This is a genomic window from Curtobacterium sp. 1544 (genome assembly GCF_040544915.1).
Lineage (GTDB): Bacteria > Actinomycetota > Actinomycetes > Actinomycetales > Microbacteriaceae > Curtobacterium > Curtobacterium pusillum_C.
In genome coordinates, this window is record NZ_JBEPKX010000010.1 from 52461 (window position 1) to 67702 (window position 15242).

The window sequence follows — 15242 nt, forward strand, 5'->3', positions numbered from 1 at the left end:
CGCACGCGACCTGCGGAGTCCGACCGAGCCGCGGCTCTGTGCGCAACCGTGCGCTGAACCGCACCTGTGGAGGAGTGCCGAGCCGCGCCTCCAGGCCGGGTCCGCACGCTCCCTACGCCCGGGGCTCCCGCCGCACCAGCGCCATCAGCACCAGCCCGGCGACGAGCACCACCACGACGCCGAGGATCCCGTACCGCGTCGACCCGCCGACGGTCACCGCGACCCCGAACAGCGCCGGTGCCAGGAACGACGCCGCGCGGCCGGTGGTGGCGTAGAGGCCGAAGAGCTCCCCCTCGCGGCCGGGCGTGGCCAGCCGGGCGAGGTACGCCCTCGAGGACGCCTGCACCGGCCCGACGAACACCGCCAGCGTCAGGCCGAGCACCCAGAAGCCCGCCGTCACCGTGCCCACCGCGAAGACGCCGATCCCGCACACCGCCAGCCCGACGAGCGACACCGTGATGATCGCGCGCGAGCCGAAGCGGTCGTCGAGCCGCCCGGACAGGAACGTGGCGAGACCGGCGACGACGTTCGCGGCGATGGCGAACAGGATGACCTGCGACGAGCTGAAGCCGAAGACCTGCGCGGCGACGATCCCGCCGAAGGTGAACACCGCGCCGACACCGTCCCGGAACACGGCGCTCGCGAGCAGGAACGCCAGGACGTTCCGCCGCTCACGCCAGAGTCGGGCGATGTCCCGCCCGAGGTCCCGGTAGGCGCCGAACACCCCGCCGCCGCGCACCGAGGGGTCCGGCGCGGCCTCGGGCACGGTGACGAACAGCGGGATCGAGCTGACCGCGAGCCAGACGGCGGCGATGCCGATCGCGACGCGGACGTCCCACTGCCCGGACGCCACGGTCGCCGGCAGCTGCAGGAGCCCCGCGACGTCGCCGCCGCCGAAGTCCTGGATGCACAGGACGAGCAACACGACGAGCAGCACGATGCCGCCGAAGTACCCGGCCGCCCAGCCGATCGCCGAGACCCGACCGGTCTCCTCCCCCGACGCGACCTGGCCGAGCATGGCGTTGTAACCGACGCTCGCGATCTCGTACGCGACCGTCCCGATGCCGAGCAGGGCGGCGCCGAGCAGCAGGTACGGCTGACTCGGTGCGACGAAGACCATGCCCGCGATGGACAGCACGATGCCGATCGTGGCGATGAGGACCGAGCGCCGGCGGTGCCCGGACGAGTCGGCGAGGCGGCCGATCGCCGGGGCGACCAGGGCGACGACGATCCCCGCGATGGTCAGGGCCGTCGAGACCACGGCCGCGTTGTGGGCGAGCTCGCGTTCGACGATCGCCTTCCCTGCGGCCGAGGTGTCGGCGACGAGCGCGGGGTCGACGAACGCCCGGCTCGCCAGGTAGGTGCTGAACACGAACGTCGTGACGACGGCGTTGAAGGCCGCGGACCCCCAGTCCCACAGGGCCCAGGACACGAGCGCGCGGCGGTCGGTGCGCTGCGGCACTGCAGCCGCGGGGGAAGCCGTCATGCGCGAACCGTAGCGCGTCCGGGTGTCGCGCCGGTGGCCCCAGTCGGGGCGTCCCGACGCGGGTCGCGTGCAGTGGTGGTCACCAGCAGGCGGACTGGAGGCGCGTGGCGGCGCTGCCACGCGCCTCCAGTCCGGCCTTGGTCGCCACGCAAGGGCGACGTTCGTCGCCGCCGCGGTCGGTGCGAGGTTCCGTCCACCGTGCGAGGCACCGAGGGTGCCACCCTGGGCGGGACCTCGCACCGTCCGGCGGGACACCTCGCACGATGCGACGTCAGGCGGGGACGCCACCCGGGTAGACGACCGACTTGAGTGACTCGGGGTCGGTGTCGCTCTCGAGTGCCTCGCGGACCTCGTCGAGACCGAACCGCCCCGTCACGAGCGAGTCGAGGTCCACCTGCCCGGAGGCGACCAACTCGATCGCGACCGGCCACGTGCCGGTGTACCGGAAGATCCCGGTGACCGTGACCTCGAGGTTCTGGATGTGCTCGACCGGCAGCGTCATCTCGGAGTTGCCGAGCCCGACGAGCACCGCGGCGCCGGCTGGTCCGACTGCCTTGATGCCGTCGGAGACCGCGCGCGGGGCACCGCTGGCGTCGATGAACGCGTCGAACGGCGGCAGGTCGGACGCGACGGACACCACGGTCGGGTCGACGGTCTCGGTGGCACCGTAGGACAGCGCACGCTCGCGACGCTCCGGGACGAGGTCGCTGATGACGATCCGCGAGGCGCCGAACGCCTTCGCGGCCTGCGCGCAGATGATCCCGATCGGACCGGCACCGGCGATGAGCACGCTCGAACCGGGGACGATCCCGGCCTTGCGGACGGCGGCGATGCCGACGGACAGGGGTTCGAGCAGCGCGCCGGCCTCGAAGGACACCGAGTCGGGCAGCGTGTGTGCGAACTCGGACTCGATCGTGACGAACTCGGCGAAGGCCCCGTCGACGGGCGGCGTCGCGTAGAAGCGCATGTGCGGGCAGAGGTTGTAGCGCCCGGCGAGGCACTGCGCACACCGGTGGCAGGGCCGCTGCGGCTCGATCGCGACGCGCTCCCCGACGCGGGCCGGGTCGACGCCCTCGCCGACGGCGGCGATCGTGCCGGACAGCTCGTGGCCGAGGACGAGCGGCTCCTCGACGACGAAGTCCCCGATGCGGCCGTGCCGGTAGTAGTGGACGTCGGAGCCGCACACGCCCACGGCGGCGACCCGGACGAGCACGTCGCCGGGGTCGACGGTGGGGACGGGTCGGTCCTCGACGGTGAGCTCCTGCGTGCCGAGCAGGACGCTCGTGCGCTGACGCTGGACGGAGGTCATGGGGTTCTCGATTCGGTGGTGGGTGATGACGGGTCGAGCAGGAGGTCGCGGAAGCCGATCTCGGCGGCACCGCGCACCAGGACGTCGGTGCCGAGGGCGGCCGGGACGATCCGGAGCCGCTCGGTCATGGCCGGCATGGACTGGGCACGGACGTCGGCTTCGATCCGGCCCCCGACGTGGCCGAGCAGGGTCCCGAGGAAGCCGCCGAGCACGACGACCTCCGGGTCGACCGTGTGGATCGCGTTCCGGAGCCCCGTCGCGAGCGCGGTGACCTGCCGGTCGACGACCCGCTCGACCTCCGGGCGTCCGGCGGCGAGCGCGACGGCGAGCGCCGCCAGGTCGTCCGGTGGCGTGCCGGTGACGAGCGTGAGGGCTGATCGGGAGGCCTCGGTCTCGAGGCAGCCGACGGCACCGCAACGGCAGCGGATGCCGTTCGCGGCGACGAAGGTGTGACCGAGCTCCCCCGCGTACCCGTCCGCGCCGCTGAAGGGTCGGCCGGCGCTGACGATCCCGCCGCCGATGCCGCTCGCGCCGCCGTTGAGGTACACCAGGTCGTCGACACCGCGGGCGCTGCCGTACAGGCGCTCCGCCCAGGCGCCGAGGTTGGCGTCGTTCGCCGCACGCACCGGAAGCCCGATCCGGTCGGCGAGGGGCGCGGCGAAGGGTTCGTCGCGCCACCCGAGGTGCGGCGCGTCCCGGACGGTGCCGTCCTCGACGCGGACGATGCCCGGGACGGCGACGCCGACCCCGACGATCCGGGCTGCTGGGTCGGTCCGGGCCGTCAGCACCGCGAGGACCCGGGCGACGGCGTCCATCGCCTGCGCTGCGCTGGGGACGTCCTGCTGGGATTCGACCTCGCGGTCGCGCACGGTGCCGTCGAGGCCGACGAGTGCGACGCCGACCGCGTCGATCTCGACCGTGACCGCCGCGGCGAGCACGTCGCTCGAGGCTCGGACGACGCTGCTCGGTCGTCCGACGCCGGTTCCCGGGGTGCCCGGCGCGGGGGTCTCCTCGTGCACGAGTCCGAGGTCGACGAGCTCCCCGACGAGTGCGAGGGTCGTGGACCGGTTGAGCCCGGTGCGGCGCGTCAGTTCGGCGCGGGTGACCGGGCCGTCCTCGTGCACGATGCGGAGGACCCGCGCGGCGTTGCCGGGCGACGCTTGCTTGGGCACCGAGACTCGGCCTGCGCGACCGTTCTCGGGCCCTGGAGCGCGAGAACTGTCGCTGCGGCCGAGTCTCGGGCCCTGCGCGCCGCTCACCGCGACCGTGAGAACGCCGCGTCGAAGGAGGCCTCCGGCGGCGCGATCGTCCCGAGCCGCCGCACGAACGCCAGCGCCTCCGGCCCGCCGACGAGCCGGTCCATCCCGGCGTCCTCCCACTCGACGCTCGTCGGACCCGCGTACCCGATGTGGTTCAGCACGCGGAACACCCGCTCCCACGGCACGTCCCCGTGCCCGGCGGTGACGAAGTCCCAGCCGCGCCGGGGGTCGCCCCACGGCAGGTGCGAGGAGAGCCGTCCGTTCCGACCGTCGAGCTGCTTGACCGACTCCTTGCAGTGCACGTGGTAGACCCGGTCGGCGAAGTCGAGCAGGAACGCGGCGGGGTCGAGGTCCTGCCACACGAAGTGCGACGGGTCGAAGTTGAACCCGAACGCCGGCCGGTCCGCGAACACCTCGAACGCGCGCTGAGCCGTCCAGTAGTCGTAGGCGATCTCGGACGGGTGCACCTCGAGCGCGAAGCGGACCCCGACCTCCTCGAACACGTCGAGGATCGGCGACCACCGGTCGTGGAAGTCCTGGTACCCGGCGTCGATCATCGAGGCGGGCACGGGCGGGAACCCGGCGACGGTCTTCCAGATCGAGGAGCCCGAGAACCCGGTGACGGTGTCGACGCCGAGCGCCGCGGCCGCACGCGCGGTCCACTGCAGTTCCTCGGCGGCACGCTGCCGGACGCCCTCGGGGTCGCCGTCGCCCCACACGTGCGGCGCGAGGATGTCCTCGTGGCGCTGGTCGATCGGGTCGTCGCACACGGCCTGCCCGGTCAGGTGGTTCGCGATGGTCCAGACCTGCAGGCCGTTCCGCTCCAGGATCGCCCGGCGGTCGGCGACGTACGACGGGTCGGTCGCGGCACGACGGACGTCGAGGTGGTCGCCCCAGCAGGCGATCTCCAGCCCGTCGTACCCCCACTCGCCCGCGAGGCGCGCCACCTCCTCGAAGGGCAGGTCCGCCCACTGGCCGGTGAACAGGGTCACCGGCCGCGCCGTCTGCGGTTCCTGCCTGGAGGCACGGGTCGTGTCCGTCATGCTGCTTCCTTCCTCCTGTGGCCGGTGCTCGGTCACCACGTGTCCGGTCGTGCGCCGAGCGGTACCGTCTCCGGCCGTGCCGGCCGGGACCGGACGTCGACGACGACGTGCTCGCGGGAGGCCGTCCCGACCGCTTCCATGATCTCGAGCACGTGGAACGCGAGCTCGCCCGGAGCACGGTGCGCTCGGTCGGTGGCGATCGCGTGGGCCATGTCGGCGAGGCCGTAGCCGCGTCCGGCGTCGGCGTACCCGGCGCTCGTCGGCAGATCCCGCCACTCGCGTGTCTCGGCGTCGGCGATCGACACCGTGTCCGAGAACCGGTTCGGGTCGGGGACGCCGAGGGTCCCGGCGGTGCCGTAGACCTCGAACAGCGGGCTGCGGGTGGCCCAGACCTCGAACGAGACCGTGACGGTGGAGACGACGCCGCTCTCGTGCTCGAGGATCGCCACGACGTGGGTGTCGACGTCGACTGGGATCGGGGTGCCCGCGTTCGGTCCGGTGGCGATGGTCCGTTCCCGGGTCGACCGCGTGCCGCTGCCGCTGACCCGCACGACCGGGCCGAAGAAGGTGACGAGGCTGGTCAGGTAGTACGGCCCCATGTCGAGGAGCGGTCCGCCGCCCGGCTGGTAGTAGAACGCGGGTGCCGGGTGCCACAGCTCGTGGCCCGCCGCACTCCAGGCGACCGAAGCCCCGACGGGAGTCCCGATCAGCCCGTCGTCGAGCGCGGCACGGGCGGTCTGGATGCCGGTGCCGAGCACGGTGTCCGGTGCGCTGCCGACCCGCAGGCCGGCCCTGTTCGCGAGCTCGAGCACGGGCGCTGCCTGCTCCGTCGAGAGCGCGAGCGGCTTCTCGCCGTACACGTGCTTGCCGGCGGTGAGCGCTCGGGTGGCGACCTCGGCGTGGGCGGCGGGGATCGTCAGGTTGAGCACGACGTCGACGTCGTCCGCGGCGAGGAGCTCGTCGACGCTCGTGCCTCGGACCCCCTGGGTGGCCCCGATGGAGCGTGCCCGGTCGACGTCGAGGTCGGCGACCGCGGTGAGTTCGAGCCCGTCCAGCGACGGGAAGTGGTCGAAGTACTGCTGGCTGATGACGCCGACCCCGACCACTCCGACCTTCATCGGGCTGCCCACAGGAGTCCCCTCTCGATGATCGTGCGGAGCGGCTGTGACTCGACGACCTCGAGCCGGTGCCCTGGTGCGGACACGAACACGCGCCCTTCGCCCCACTGGCGGGTCCAGATCGCCGGCGCGGTCACCGGGCGGTTCCAGGCGTCGAAGTCCCGGGCCGCCTGCGTGGTGGTCGCGAGGACGTCGTTGTACTCGTCGCTCAGCACCCAGTACTGCTCGGTGACGAGGTCGAAGTCTTCGATGCCCTGGGTGACGGGGTGCTCGTGTCCTGCCTCGGTGATGTGCACCGTGTACGGGATGTAGTTGTCGGACTGCTCGCCGACGCGTTCCGCGGGGGCCTTGCCCGCGTGGTGCGCGAACTGCCCGCCGATCATGTGGAGGTAGTCGGCGGTGTTCCGGAAGGCGTCTGCGATGCCGCCGTGCCACCCGGCCAGTCCGGTTCCGCGGAGGACGGCACGCTGCAGCCCGGCGAACTCGTCGTCGGCGATCGTGGACATCGTGACGACCTGCACGATCAGGTCGACCGAAGCCATGACTGCCTCGTCGGCGTACACGGCGGTCGAGTCCGACACCTGCACGTCGAACCCGTTGTCCCGCAGGAACGGCACGAACGAATCGGTGGTCTCGACGGGCTGGTGGCCGTCCCAGCCACCGCGGACAACGAGCGCCTGCTTGCGTTCCGTCACTCAGATCACCGTCCAGCTGCTGCCGTCGGCGGCGCTGCGTTCGACGGCGTCGAGCACGCGCTGCACGTGCAGGCCGTCCTCGAACGACGGCGACGGGTCGGTGCCGGCGACGACCGCCTCGACGAAGTCCTTCACCTGGTGACTGAAGGTGTGTTCGTACCCGATGAGGTGTCCGGTGGGCCACCACGCCGCCATGTAGGGGTGCTCGGGTTCGGTGACGAGGATGCGACGGAAGCCCTGCTCCCCAGCCGGCGCCGACGACTCGTACAGCCGGAGCTCGTTCATGGACTCGAGGTCGAACTGGATCGCACCGTCGGACCCGCTGATCTCGAGCGTCAGGCCGTTCTTCCGGCCGGTGGCGTACCGCGTGGCCTCGAACGTGCCGATCGCACCGTCGGCCGCGCCACCGCCGAGCCGTGCGGTGAAGAACGCGGCGTCGTCGACCGTGACCTGCCCGCGTTCACTCGACGCGGTGCCGGAGAGTCCGACGCCGTCGGCGAGCAGCGGGCGCTCGGTCACGAAGGTCTCGAGCAGCCCCGACACCGTGGTGAGCGACGCACCGGTGACGTGCTCGACCAGGTCGATCGCGTGCGCACCGATGTCACCGAGCGCTCCGGACGCGGCGAGCTCCTTGTCGAGTCGCCACGTCATCGGGCCGTCGGCGTCGGCCAGCCAGTCCTGCAGGTACAGCGCGCGGACCTGCCGCACGGTCCCGATCCGGCCGGACGCCACGAGCTGCTTCGCGAACGCGATCGCGGGCACCCGGCGGTAGCTGAACCCGACCATCGCGCGCACGCCGTCCACCCGGGCAGCCGCGGCGGCGGCCGTCATCGCCTCGGCCTCGGCGACGCTGTTGGCGAGGGGCTTCTCGCACAGCACGTGCTTGCCGGCCTCGAGCGCGGCGATCGCGATCTCGACGTGCGACGAACCCGGCGACACGATGTCCACGACGTCGATGTCCGGGTCGGCGACGACGGCGCGCCAGTCGGTGGACGCGGTCTGCCAGCCGTACTGCGCCCGCGCAGCTTCGGTGCGGTCCGGATCGCGCCCGACGACCACCGCCATCTCCGGTTCGACCCCGAGGTCGAAGAACCTCGGGGCGGTCCGCCAGGCCTGTGAGTGCGCGGCTCCCATGAAGCCGTGCCCGATCATGGCGACCCGCAGTCGATCCTGTGCCATCCGCTCGCTCCCTTGCGATCACGTCCTTGCCACAGCCAACACTACCGCTTATGTTGGGCGCGGCAACATTTTGTTTCGACGACGAACGGTGACTCCCCATGGCAACGACGCCCACCCGTGCAGACAAGTTCTCATTCGGTCTCTGGACCATCGGCTACAACGGCTCCGACCCCTTCGGCGGCCCGACCCGCCCCGCCCTCGACGTGGTCGAGGGCGTCGAGAAGCTCGACGAACTCGGTGCCTACGGCCTGACGTTCCACGACGACGACCTCTTCGCGTTCGGCTCGACCGACGCAGAGCGCCAGAAGCAGATCGACCGGCTGAAGGGCGCGCTCGACGCCACGGGCATCGTCGTGCCGATGGTCACCACGAACCTGTTCTCGGCCCCGGTGTTCAAGGACGGCGGCTTCACCTCGAACGACCGCCAGGTGCGCCGGTTCGCGCTCCGCAAGGTCCTGCGCAACATCGACCTGGCTGCTGAGCTCGGTGCGAAGACGTTCGTGATGTGGGGCGGCCGCGAGGGCGCCGAGTACGACGCCGCGAAGGACGTGCAGGCCGCGCTCGAGCGCTACCGCGAGGCCGTGAACCTGCTCGCCGACTACGTCACGGACAAGGGCTACGGCATCCGGTTCGCCATCGAGCCGAAGCCGAACGAGCCCCGCGGCGACATCCTCCTGCCGACCCTCGGCCACGCGATCGCCTTCACCGAGACGCTCGAGCGCCCGGAGCTCTTCGGCATCAACCCCGAGGTCGGCCACGAGCAGATGGCGGGCCTGAACTTCACGGCCGGCATCGCCCAGGCGCTCTACCAGGGCAAGCTCTTCCACATCGACCTCAACGGGCAGCGCGGCATCAAGTACGACCAGGACCTCGTGTTCGGTCACGGCGACCTGCAGAACGCGTTCTCGCTCGTCGACCTGCTCGAGCACGGCGCCCCCCAGGGCGGCCCGGCGTACGACGGCCCGCGCCACTTCGACTACAAGCCGAGCCGCACCGAGGACATCTCCGGCGTCTGGGACTCGGCGGCCGCGAACATGCGGATGTACCTCCTGCTCAAGGAGCGTGCCGAGGCGTTCCGCGCCGACCCCGAGGTCCAGGCCGCGCTCGAGGCCTCCAAGGTCCCGGAGCTGAGCACCCCGACGCTGAACAGTGGCGAGTCGTACGACGACTTCCTCGCGGACCGCTCCGCGTACGAGGACTTCGACGCCGAGGCGTACTTCGGCGGCAAGGGCTTCGGCTTCGTCAAGCTGCAGCAGCTCGCCATCGAGCACCTCATGGGCGCGCGGAATTGAGAGCGGACGCGCCAGCGGCCGCATTCCGCGCGCCGAGGCGGCCTGCGGCCGAGGAGAACTGATGGCACTGGTCGCGGGGGTCGACTCGTCGACCCAGTCCTGCAAGGTCACGATCCGCGACGCGGACACCGGCGCCGTCGTCCGGGAGGGACGCGCGTCCCACCCGGACGGCACCTCGGTCGACCCCCGCCACTGGTGGGACGCACTCGGCGCCGCGATCGCGGACGCCGGCGGCCTCGCCGACGTCGGAGCCGTCGCGATCGCCGGACAGCAGCACGGCATGGTCACGCTCGATGCGGACGGTCGCGTGGTCCGCGACGCCCTCCTCTGGAACGACGTGCGCAGTGCGGATGCGGCCGCGCAGATGGTCGAGGAGCTCGGCCGGGAGGCATGGGTCGCCCGCACGGGTCTGGTGCCGGTCGCGTCGTTCACCGGTACCAAGCTGCGGTGGCTCCGCGGTGCGGAGCCGGAGAACGCGGCGCGCGTCGCCGCGGTCGCGCTCCCCCACGACTGGTTGTCGTGGCGGCTGCGCGGGTACGGGCCGGCGGACGAGAGCCCGCTCGGTCCCGACCTCGACGCCCTCGCGACGGATGCCTCCGACGCCAGTGGCACCGCGTACTGGGACCCGGTGCGGCGGGACTACGACGCCGAGCTGTTCGAGCTCGCGCTCGGTCGCCCCCTTCGGGTCGCCGGGTCCGAGCCGTCACCCGACACCGTCGTGGTGCCCCGCGTCGTCCTGCACGACGAGGCGATGGGCACGCTGGACACCGACGTGTCGCTGCCGAACGGTGCCACGGCGCCGTCCGGCCTCGTCGTCGGCGCAGGACTCGGCGACAACGCCGGGGCAGCGCTCGGCCTCGGTCTCGGCCCTGGTGACGTCGCGGTGTCCCTCGGCACGAGCGGCACCGTCTTCGGGGTCACCGACGCCGAGGTGCGCGACCCGAGCGGCACGGTGGCGGGCTTCGCCGACGGAGGCGGGTCGCGCCTCCCGATCGTCACCACGCTCAACGCGGCCCGCGTGCTCGAGGTGATCGGCGGCCTGCTCGGCGTGGACCACGCCGAGCTCGGCGAGCTGGCGCTGCAGGCGCCGGCCGGTGCCGACGGACTCGTCCTCGTGCCGTACTTCGTCGGCGAGCGCACCCCGAACCGGCCGGACGCGACCGCCTCGCTGCTCGGCATGACCCCCGCGACCACCGACCGTGCGCACCTGGCACGGGCCGCCGTCGAGGGGATGCTGTGCGCGCTCGCGGACGGCCTCGCGGCCGTCGAGGACACCGGCGTCACCGTCGAGCGACTGCTGCTCATCGGCGGAGCCGCACGCAACGAGGCCGTCCGCGTCGTAGCCGCGCAGGTGTTCGGGCGGGACGTCATCGTGCCGGAACCCGGCGAGTACGTCGCGGCGGGCGCTGCGAAGCAGGCCGCGTGGGCGCTCACCGGTGCCCTGCCGACCTGGGCGACCGACTCGACGACCGTCCCGGCGGACCCGCACCCCGCGGTGCTCGCGCAGTACCGTGGAGCGGCTCGCTGACACCAGCACACCCGGAGGAACCCGCATGCCCCTGACCGACCTGCCCCTCGACGCGCTCCGTTCGTACCGACCCGAGGTCCGGCGCCCAGCCGACTTCGACGCGTTCTGGACGGAGACCATCGAGTCGGCACGGGACGCCGGGGCCGGCGTCGCACCCGTCGTCGTCCCCGCGGACACTCCGGTGACGGGACTCGTCGTCGAGGACCTCACGTTCCCGGGCTTCGCCGGGGACCCGGTCCGTGCCTGGGTCACCCGTCCGGTCGGTGCCACCGAGCCCCTGCCCGTCGTCGTCGAGTTCCTCGGCTACAACGGCGGGCGGGGGCTCCCCGGTGAGCGTGTCTCGTGGGCCCTCGCCGGGTACGTGCACGTCGTGATGGACACCCGCGGGCAGGGCAGCGGGTGGGGTTCGGGTGGCGACACCCCCGACCCGCACGGCTCCGCCCCGCACATCGGCGGATGGATGACGAGCGGCATCGGATCACCCGCCGAGCACTACTACCGACGCGTGTACACCGACGCCGTGCGGCTCGTCGACGCCGTCCGGACGCTGCCCGGCGTCGACGCGACCCGCATCGCCCTCACCGGCGGCAGCCAGGGCGGCGGGATCACCATCGCCGCGTCCGCCCTCGTCGAGGCGCACGTCGGACCGATCACCGCACTGCTGCCCGACGTCGCGTTCCTCAGCGACTGGGAGAACGGCACCGCGGTCGCGGTCGGCGGCCCGTACCGCGAACTCGCGCAGTACCTGTCCGTGCACCGCGACGCGATCGACACCGTGTGGGACACCGCGGCGTACTTCGACGGGGTGCACTTCGCCGCCGGGATCACCGCGCCCGCGCTGTTCTCCGTCGCGCTCATGGACGACGTCGTGCCGCCGCGGACGACCTTCGCGGCCTACAACGCCCTCGGCTCGGCGGACAAGGAGATCGAGGTGTACCCGTACAACGGGCACGAGGGCGGCGGCTTCCGGCACTGGGAGCGGCAAGTGGCGTTCCTCCGGGCGAGGGGCTGACCGATCTCAGAACGCGGAAGGCAGATCTCCTGAGATGACGCGCCAAGTCAGAAAATCCAGGACTCCGGGCGGGAACACCGCGACGTCAGTGTCCAGCGGCACCCAGCGCACCCGGCTGCCCTCGTCGAGCACCACGAGCTCGGCGTCCAACGGGACCGCGTCGAGCGCTGCCGAGCGGACCGCGAACACGTGCACGACCTCGTGCCCGGGGGTCCCCTCGAACTCGAACCGGTTCTCGAGCACGCCGAGCAGTTCGGTCTCCTCGATCGCCACGTCGAGTTCTTCGCGGAACTCCCGGTGCAGTGCTTCGACGGCGAGCTCACCGAACTCGATCCCGCCGCCGACCGCCCGGTGGAAGCGGAGCCGCCGGACCCGGTCGAACCCCTCGGAGAGCAGCACGTGGCCGTCCCGGACGGGCAACCCGACGGCGATGTTCCTGATCGTCCCCATCGGTCCACCCTGCCACCTCAGTTGATGCAGGTGCCCTGCTTGCCGTAGGCGTTGCCCACCGGCGTGGACGACGGGGACGCGGCTGGCGCCTTCGACGCCGGGGCCTTCGCAGTCGGGGCCGTCGCCGACGATCCCGACGACGGCGCTCCCGTCGTGGCCGTGTGCCCGTCCGTCCCGAGCACGAGTGTCACACCGGTGGCCGTGGTCGACAGCACCGCCGTCGCGCCGGGCACGACGTTCGCGACTGCCTTGGCCTGTGCCTCCGAACCCTTCGGGTACTCGACGACCGTCGTCGTGGTGGTCGTCGTGTCGGACGGGGCACCGACCACGAACCCCTTCGCGGTCAGCGCTGCCGAGGCAGCCGTCGCACCGCCGGCCGTCGACCCGCCGTTCTGCACGGACACGTGCACGCTCGCGGGGGCCGCAGCCTTCGCCGCCGTGTAGGCCGCCGGCGGACCGACGATGCCCTGGATGAACGCCGGCATCGCGGCGAAGTCGACGGCCACGGTCGAGTAGCCGTCGATCGTCGGTGTCCCCGCCGTCGGGATCGCCGTGGAGCGGATGTTCGACAGGTCGATGCTCCGGAACGTGTTCACGAGGCTCGGGATGCTCAGCCCGTCGTCGATCTGGATCGACTGCCCGACACCCTGCAGCAGGTTCGAGACCTTCACGGGGTTGAGCAGCGTGCCGGCGGACAGGGCCTTCCGGGCCTCCTGCGACAGGAAGTACTGCTGGCGGACCTCGCGGTCGAGGTCGCCACGGGGCAGCCCGTCGCGCTGCCGGACGAAGGACAGGGCCTGCGAGGCGTTGAGCGTCGAGTTCCCGGCGGGCAGGTCGACGTTCGAGTTCGTGTCGTGGACGGCTTCGTTCAGGCACACCTCCACGGGCCCGAGCGCCTTGACGAGCTGGTAGAAGCCGAGCAGCGAGACGCGGACGAAGTGGTCGATGGAGAGCCCGCTCATGTTCTCGATGGTCTGGATGAGCAACCGCATGCCGCCCGCGTCGCCGCCGCCGTTCGCCGCACCGTCCGAGAACGCACTGTTGAGCTTGAACGTGCCGTGGCCCGGGATCTGCACCCACGAGTCTCGTGGGAACGAGATCATCGTCGCGCTGCCACCGCCCGCGGGGATGTGCAGGACGATCATCGAGTCGGTGTTCGTCGCGCCGCCGTCGAGTTCCGTGCCGAGCTCGGCGAGCTCCTGCGGGGTGGCGTCCGCCGGACGGTGGTCGTCGCCCACCAGCAGGATGTTCTGCGCGGCGCCGTCGGCGTCCGGCGACGACGACGCGTGCGGCAGCGCGACGTGCACCTTCGTCACGCTGTTGTCGAACTGCGCGTAGGACCACGCCGCGTACCCGCCGGCGAGGACGAGCGCCATCGCGACGACACCGCCGACCGCCGCGAACCAGACCCGGACGCCCCGTCGCCGTCGACCGTGCCGGACGGCTCCGTTCGGCTCGGCCACGACCGGGACCTCGTCCCCCACAGGATCGTCATGCATCCCGTCACCCTAGGGGCGACTCCGGCCAGGACGCGGGAAGCGGACCTGAGAACACGACCGGCTCGCGGTCAGCGCCCCACGCGCGACAACGACTCCGACAGGGCGTCCCGCGTCGCGAGCAACCGCTGCGCCCGGGCGTCCATGTCGTCCCGGATCGCGACGACCTGGTCGATGATCCCCGGACACTGGTCCTCGACCTTCGTGCCCCGGGTACACGGCAGGACCTGCTCGATGAGGGCCGTCGGGAGTCCGAGGTCGAGCAGCATCTTGATCGTGCCGACCGTCTCGACGTCCGACTCGTCGTACTCCCGGTACCCGTTCGACCGGCGTTCGGGGCTGATGAACCCGAGCTGCTCGTAGTACCGCAGGGAGCGGGCACTCGCCCCGCTGGCCCGGCTCAGGTCGCTGATCTGCATCGCGCCGCCTCCCGCTTGACCTTGACACTGATGTCAGAGTTTAGCGTCCCGTCCATGAACGTCTTCGTCATCGGCGGCACCGGCTACTTCGGCTCGGTCCTCGTCGAACACCTCCTCACCGCCGGCCACACCGTCACCGCCCTCGCCCGGTCCGACCGGAGCGCGGAACGCCTCCGGGCAGCGGGCGCCGAACCCGTCTCCGGATCGATCGCCGACACCGCGGTGCTGCGATCTGCTGCTGCGACCGCGGACGCCGTGGTGTACGCCGCCTCCGACTACGCCCCGACCGAGGGGTCGATGCACGCGGAACTCGCCGCCGTCGCCGCGGTCGTCGACGGTGCTGCCGCACCCGGCGCGACCCCGAAGCCCGTCGTCTACACCTCGACCGGCCTGGTCTACGGCCCCGACCCGACCGACGTCACCGAGGACGCCGAGCTCCCCGAGGTGAGCGCACAGCCCGTCAAGGCGCAGGCGGAGCGGATCGTGCTCGGCGACGCCCGGGTCGCGGGCATCGCGATCCGCGCCGGGCTCGTCTTCGGCCGCGGGGGCACCGGTCTCGTCACGGGCCTGATCGGAGCCGCGGCGGCGAACGGCGCGTCCACGTACATCGGCGACGGCGCGAACGCCTGGTACCCGGTACACGTCGACGACCTCGCGGACCTCTACGTCCGGGCGATCGAGCACCCGGTCCCCGGCGTCTTCAACGCGGTCGGGACCATCCCGTTCACGTTCCGCGAACTCGCCGAGGCCATCGGCGACCTCACGGGCACCCCGAGCGTGTCCGTCCCGCTCGAGGCCGCCGAAACGCAGATGGGCCCGTCCGTCCGCACGCTGACGACGTCGACCCACCTCCTCGCGACGAAGGCGCAGTCCGCCTACGGCTGGCGTCCGTCCGAGCGCTCGCTGCTCGACGACGTCCGGAACGGCTCGTACGTCGCCCCGACGCCGGCCTGACG

General features: G+C 72.1%; 14 protein-coding genes. 4 read left to right on the forward strand and 10 right to left on the reverse strand.

Annotated features, from left to right (window positions below):
• Positions 1-112: 112 nt before the first annotated feature.
• The 7 genes from ABIC61_RS08210 to ABIC61_RS08240 form a co-directional block, all read right to left on the reverse strand.
• Complete coding sequence (locus ABIC61_RS08210) at positions 113-1486, reverse strand: MFS transporter (protein WP_354029518.1); 1374 nt, start codon at positions 1484-1486, stop codon at positions 113-115.
• A 271-nt stretch (positions 1487-1757) separates the two neighbouring features.
• Complete coding sequence (locus tag ABIC61_RS08215; protein WP_354029519.1) at positions 1758-2795, reverse strand: NAD(P)-dependent alcohol dehydrogenase; 1038 nt, start codon at positions 2793-2795, stop codon at positions 1758-1760.
• Positions 2792-3967, reverse strand: coding sequence for an ROK family transcriptional regulator (locus ABIC61_RS08220; protein ID WP_354029520.1), 1176 nt, complete (start codon positions 3965-3967; stop codon positions 2792-2794). Before ABIC61_RS08220 ends, ABIC61_RS08215 begins: the two co-directional genes overlap by 4 nt.
• An 83-nt stretch (positions 3968-4050) precedes the next feature.
• Positions 4051-5097: a sugar phosphate isomerase/epimerase family protein gene (locus tag ABIC61_RS08225; RefSeq protein ID WP_354029521.1), complete on the reverse strand. Its 1047-nt coding sequence runs from the start codon at positions 5095-5097 to the stop codon at positions 4051-4053.
• 32 nt (positions 5098-5129) lie between these two features.
• Entirely contained in the window at positions 5130-6215 is a 1086-nt protein-coding gene (locus tag ABIC61_RS08230; RefSeq protein ID WP_354029566.1) for a Gfo/Idh/MocA family protein, read from the reverse strand.
• A complete protein-coding gene (locus ABIC61_RS08235) occupies positions 6212-6910 on the reverse strand; it encodes a ThuA domain-containing protein (RefSeq protein WP_354029522.1) in 699 nt (232 codons plus the stop codon). Before ABIC61_RS08235 ends, ABIC61_RS08230 begins: the two co-directional genes overlap by 4 nt.
• Complete coding sequence (locus ABIC61_RS08240; RefSeq protein WP_354029523.1) at positions 6911-8089, reverse strand: Gfo/Idh/MocA family protein; 1179 nt, start codon at positions 8087-8089, stop codon at positions 6911-6913.
• A 98-nt stretch (positions 8090-8187) separates the two neighbouring features.
• Here ABIC61_RS08240 and xylA point away from each other — a divergent pair, with 98 nt between their 5' ends.
• The 3 genes from xylA (at position 8188) to ABIC61_RS08255 (ending at position 11921) form a co-directional block, all read left to right on the forward strand.
• Positions 8188-9381 (forward strand): xylose isomerase, encoded by a 1194-nt coding sequence (gene xylA, locus ABIC61_RS08245; protein WP_354029524.1) that lies wholly within the window; start codon positions 8188-8190, stop codon positions 9379-9381.
• Between the two features lie 61 nt (positions 9382-9442).
• Positions 9443-10909, forward strand: a complete 1467-nt coding sequence (locus ABIC61_RS08250; protein WP_354029525.1) for a xylulokinase — start codon at positions 9443-9445, stop codon at positions 10907-10909.
• Between the two features lie 25 nt (positions 10910-10934).
• Positions 10935-11921 (forward strand): acetylxylan esterase, encoded by a 987-nt coding sequence (locus ABIC61_RS08255; RefSeq protein ID WP_354029526.1) that lies wholly within the window; start codon positions 10935-10937, stop codon positions 11919-11921.
• Between the two features lie 6 nt (positions 11922-11927).
• Here the strand turns inward: ABIC61_RS08255 and ABIC61_RS08260 are convergent, their stop codons facing one another.
• The 3 genes from ABIC61_RS08260 to ABIC61_RS08270 all read right to left on the reverse strand — a co-directional run bounded on the left by ABIC61_RS08260 (position 11928) and on the right by ABIC61_RS08270 (position 14286).
• Positions 11928-12371 carry an NUDIX domain-containing protein gene (locus ABIC61_RS08260; RefSeq protein ID WP_354029527.1) on the reverse strand — a complete coding sequence of 148 codons (444 nt, stop codon included), beginning with the start codon at positions 12369-12371 and terminating at the stop codon, positions 11928-11930.
• 17 nt (positions 12372-12388) lie between these two features.
• Complete coding sequence (locus ABIC61_RS08265; protein WP_354029528.1) at positions 12389-13870, reverse strand: LCP family protein; 1482 nt, start codon at positions 13868-13870, stop codon at positions 12389-12391.
• 68 nt (positions 13871-13938) lie between these two features.
• Entirely contained in the window at positions 13939-14286 is a 348-nt protein-coding gene (locus tag ABIC61_RS08270; protein ID WP_079238321.1) for a MerR family transcriptional regulator, read from the reverse strand.
• A 54-nt stretch (positions 14287-14340) separates the two neighbouring features.
• Here ABIC61_RS08270 and ABIC61_RS08275 point away from each other — a divergent pair, with 54 nt between their 5' ends.
• On the forward strand, positions 14341-15240 hold the full coding sequence (locus ABIC61_RS08275) for an NAD-dependent epimerase/dehydratase family protein (protein WP_354029529.1): 900 nt from the start codon (positions 14341-14343) through the stop codon (positions 15238-15240).
• Positions 15241-15242: the final 2 nt, after the last annotated feature.

Bases quoted from the DNA above. Each gene is read 5' to 3' on its own strand.
- ABIC61_RS08210 (WP_354029518.1), bottom strand. From the start codon at position 1,486: ATGACGGCTTCCCCCGCGGCTGCAGTGCCGCAGCGCACCGACCGCCGC.
- ABIC61_RS08215 (WP_354029519.1), bottom strand. From the start codon at position 2,795: ATGACCTCCGTCCAGCGTCAGCGCACGAGCGTCCTGCTCGGCACGCAG.
- ABIC61_RS08225 (WP_354029521.1), bottom strand. From the start codon at position 5,097: ATGACGGACACGACCCGTGCCTCCAGGCAGGAACCGCAGACGGCGCGG.
- ABIC61_RS08230 (WP_354029566.1), bottom strand. From the start codon at position 6,215: ATGAAGGTCGGAGTGGTCGGGGTCGGCGTCATCAGCCAGCAGTACTTC.
- ABIC61_RS08240 (WP_354029523.1), bottom strand. From the start codon at position 8,089: ATGGCACAGGATCGACTGCGGGTCGCCATGATCGGGCACGGCTTCATG.
- xylA (WP_354029524.1), top strand. From the start codon at position 8,188: ATGGCAACGACGCCCACCCGTGCAGACAAGTTCTCATTCGGTCTCTGG.
- ABIC61_RS08250 (WP_354029525.1), top strand. From the start codon at position 9,443: ATGGCACTGGTCGCGGGGGTCGACTCGTCGACCCAGTCCTGCAAGGTC.
- ABIC61_RS08255 (WP_354029526.1), top strand. From the start codon at position 10,935: ATGCCCCTGACCGACCTGCCCCTCGACGCGCTCCGTTCGTACCGACCC.
- ABIC61_RS08260 (WP_354029527.1), bottom strand. From the start codon at position 12,371: ATGGGGACGATCAGGAACATCGCCGTCGGGTTGCCCGTCCGGGACGGC.
- ABIC61_RS08265 (WP_354029528.1), bottom strand. From the start codon at position 13,870: ATGCATGACGATCCTGTGGGGGACGAGGTCCCGGTCGTGGCCGAGCCG.
- ABIC61_RS08270 (WP_079238321.1), bottom strand. From the start codon at position 14,286: ATGCAGATCAGCGACCTGAGCCGGGCCAGCGGGGCGAGTGCCCGCTCC.
- ABIC61_RS08275 (WP_354029529.1), top strand. From the start codon at position 14,341: ATGAACGTCTTCGTCATCGGCGGCACCGGCTACTTCGGCTCGGTCCTC.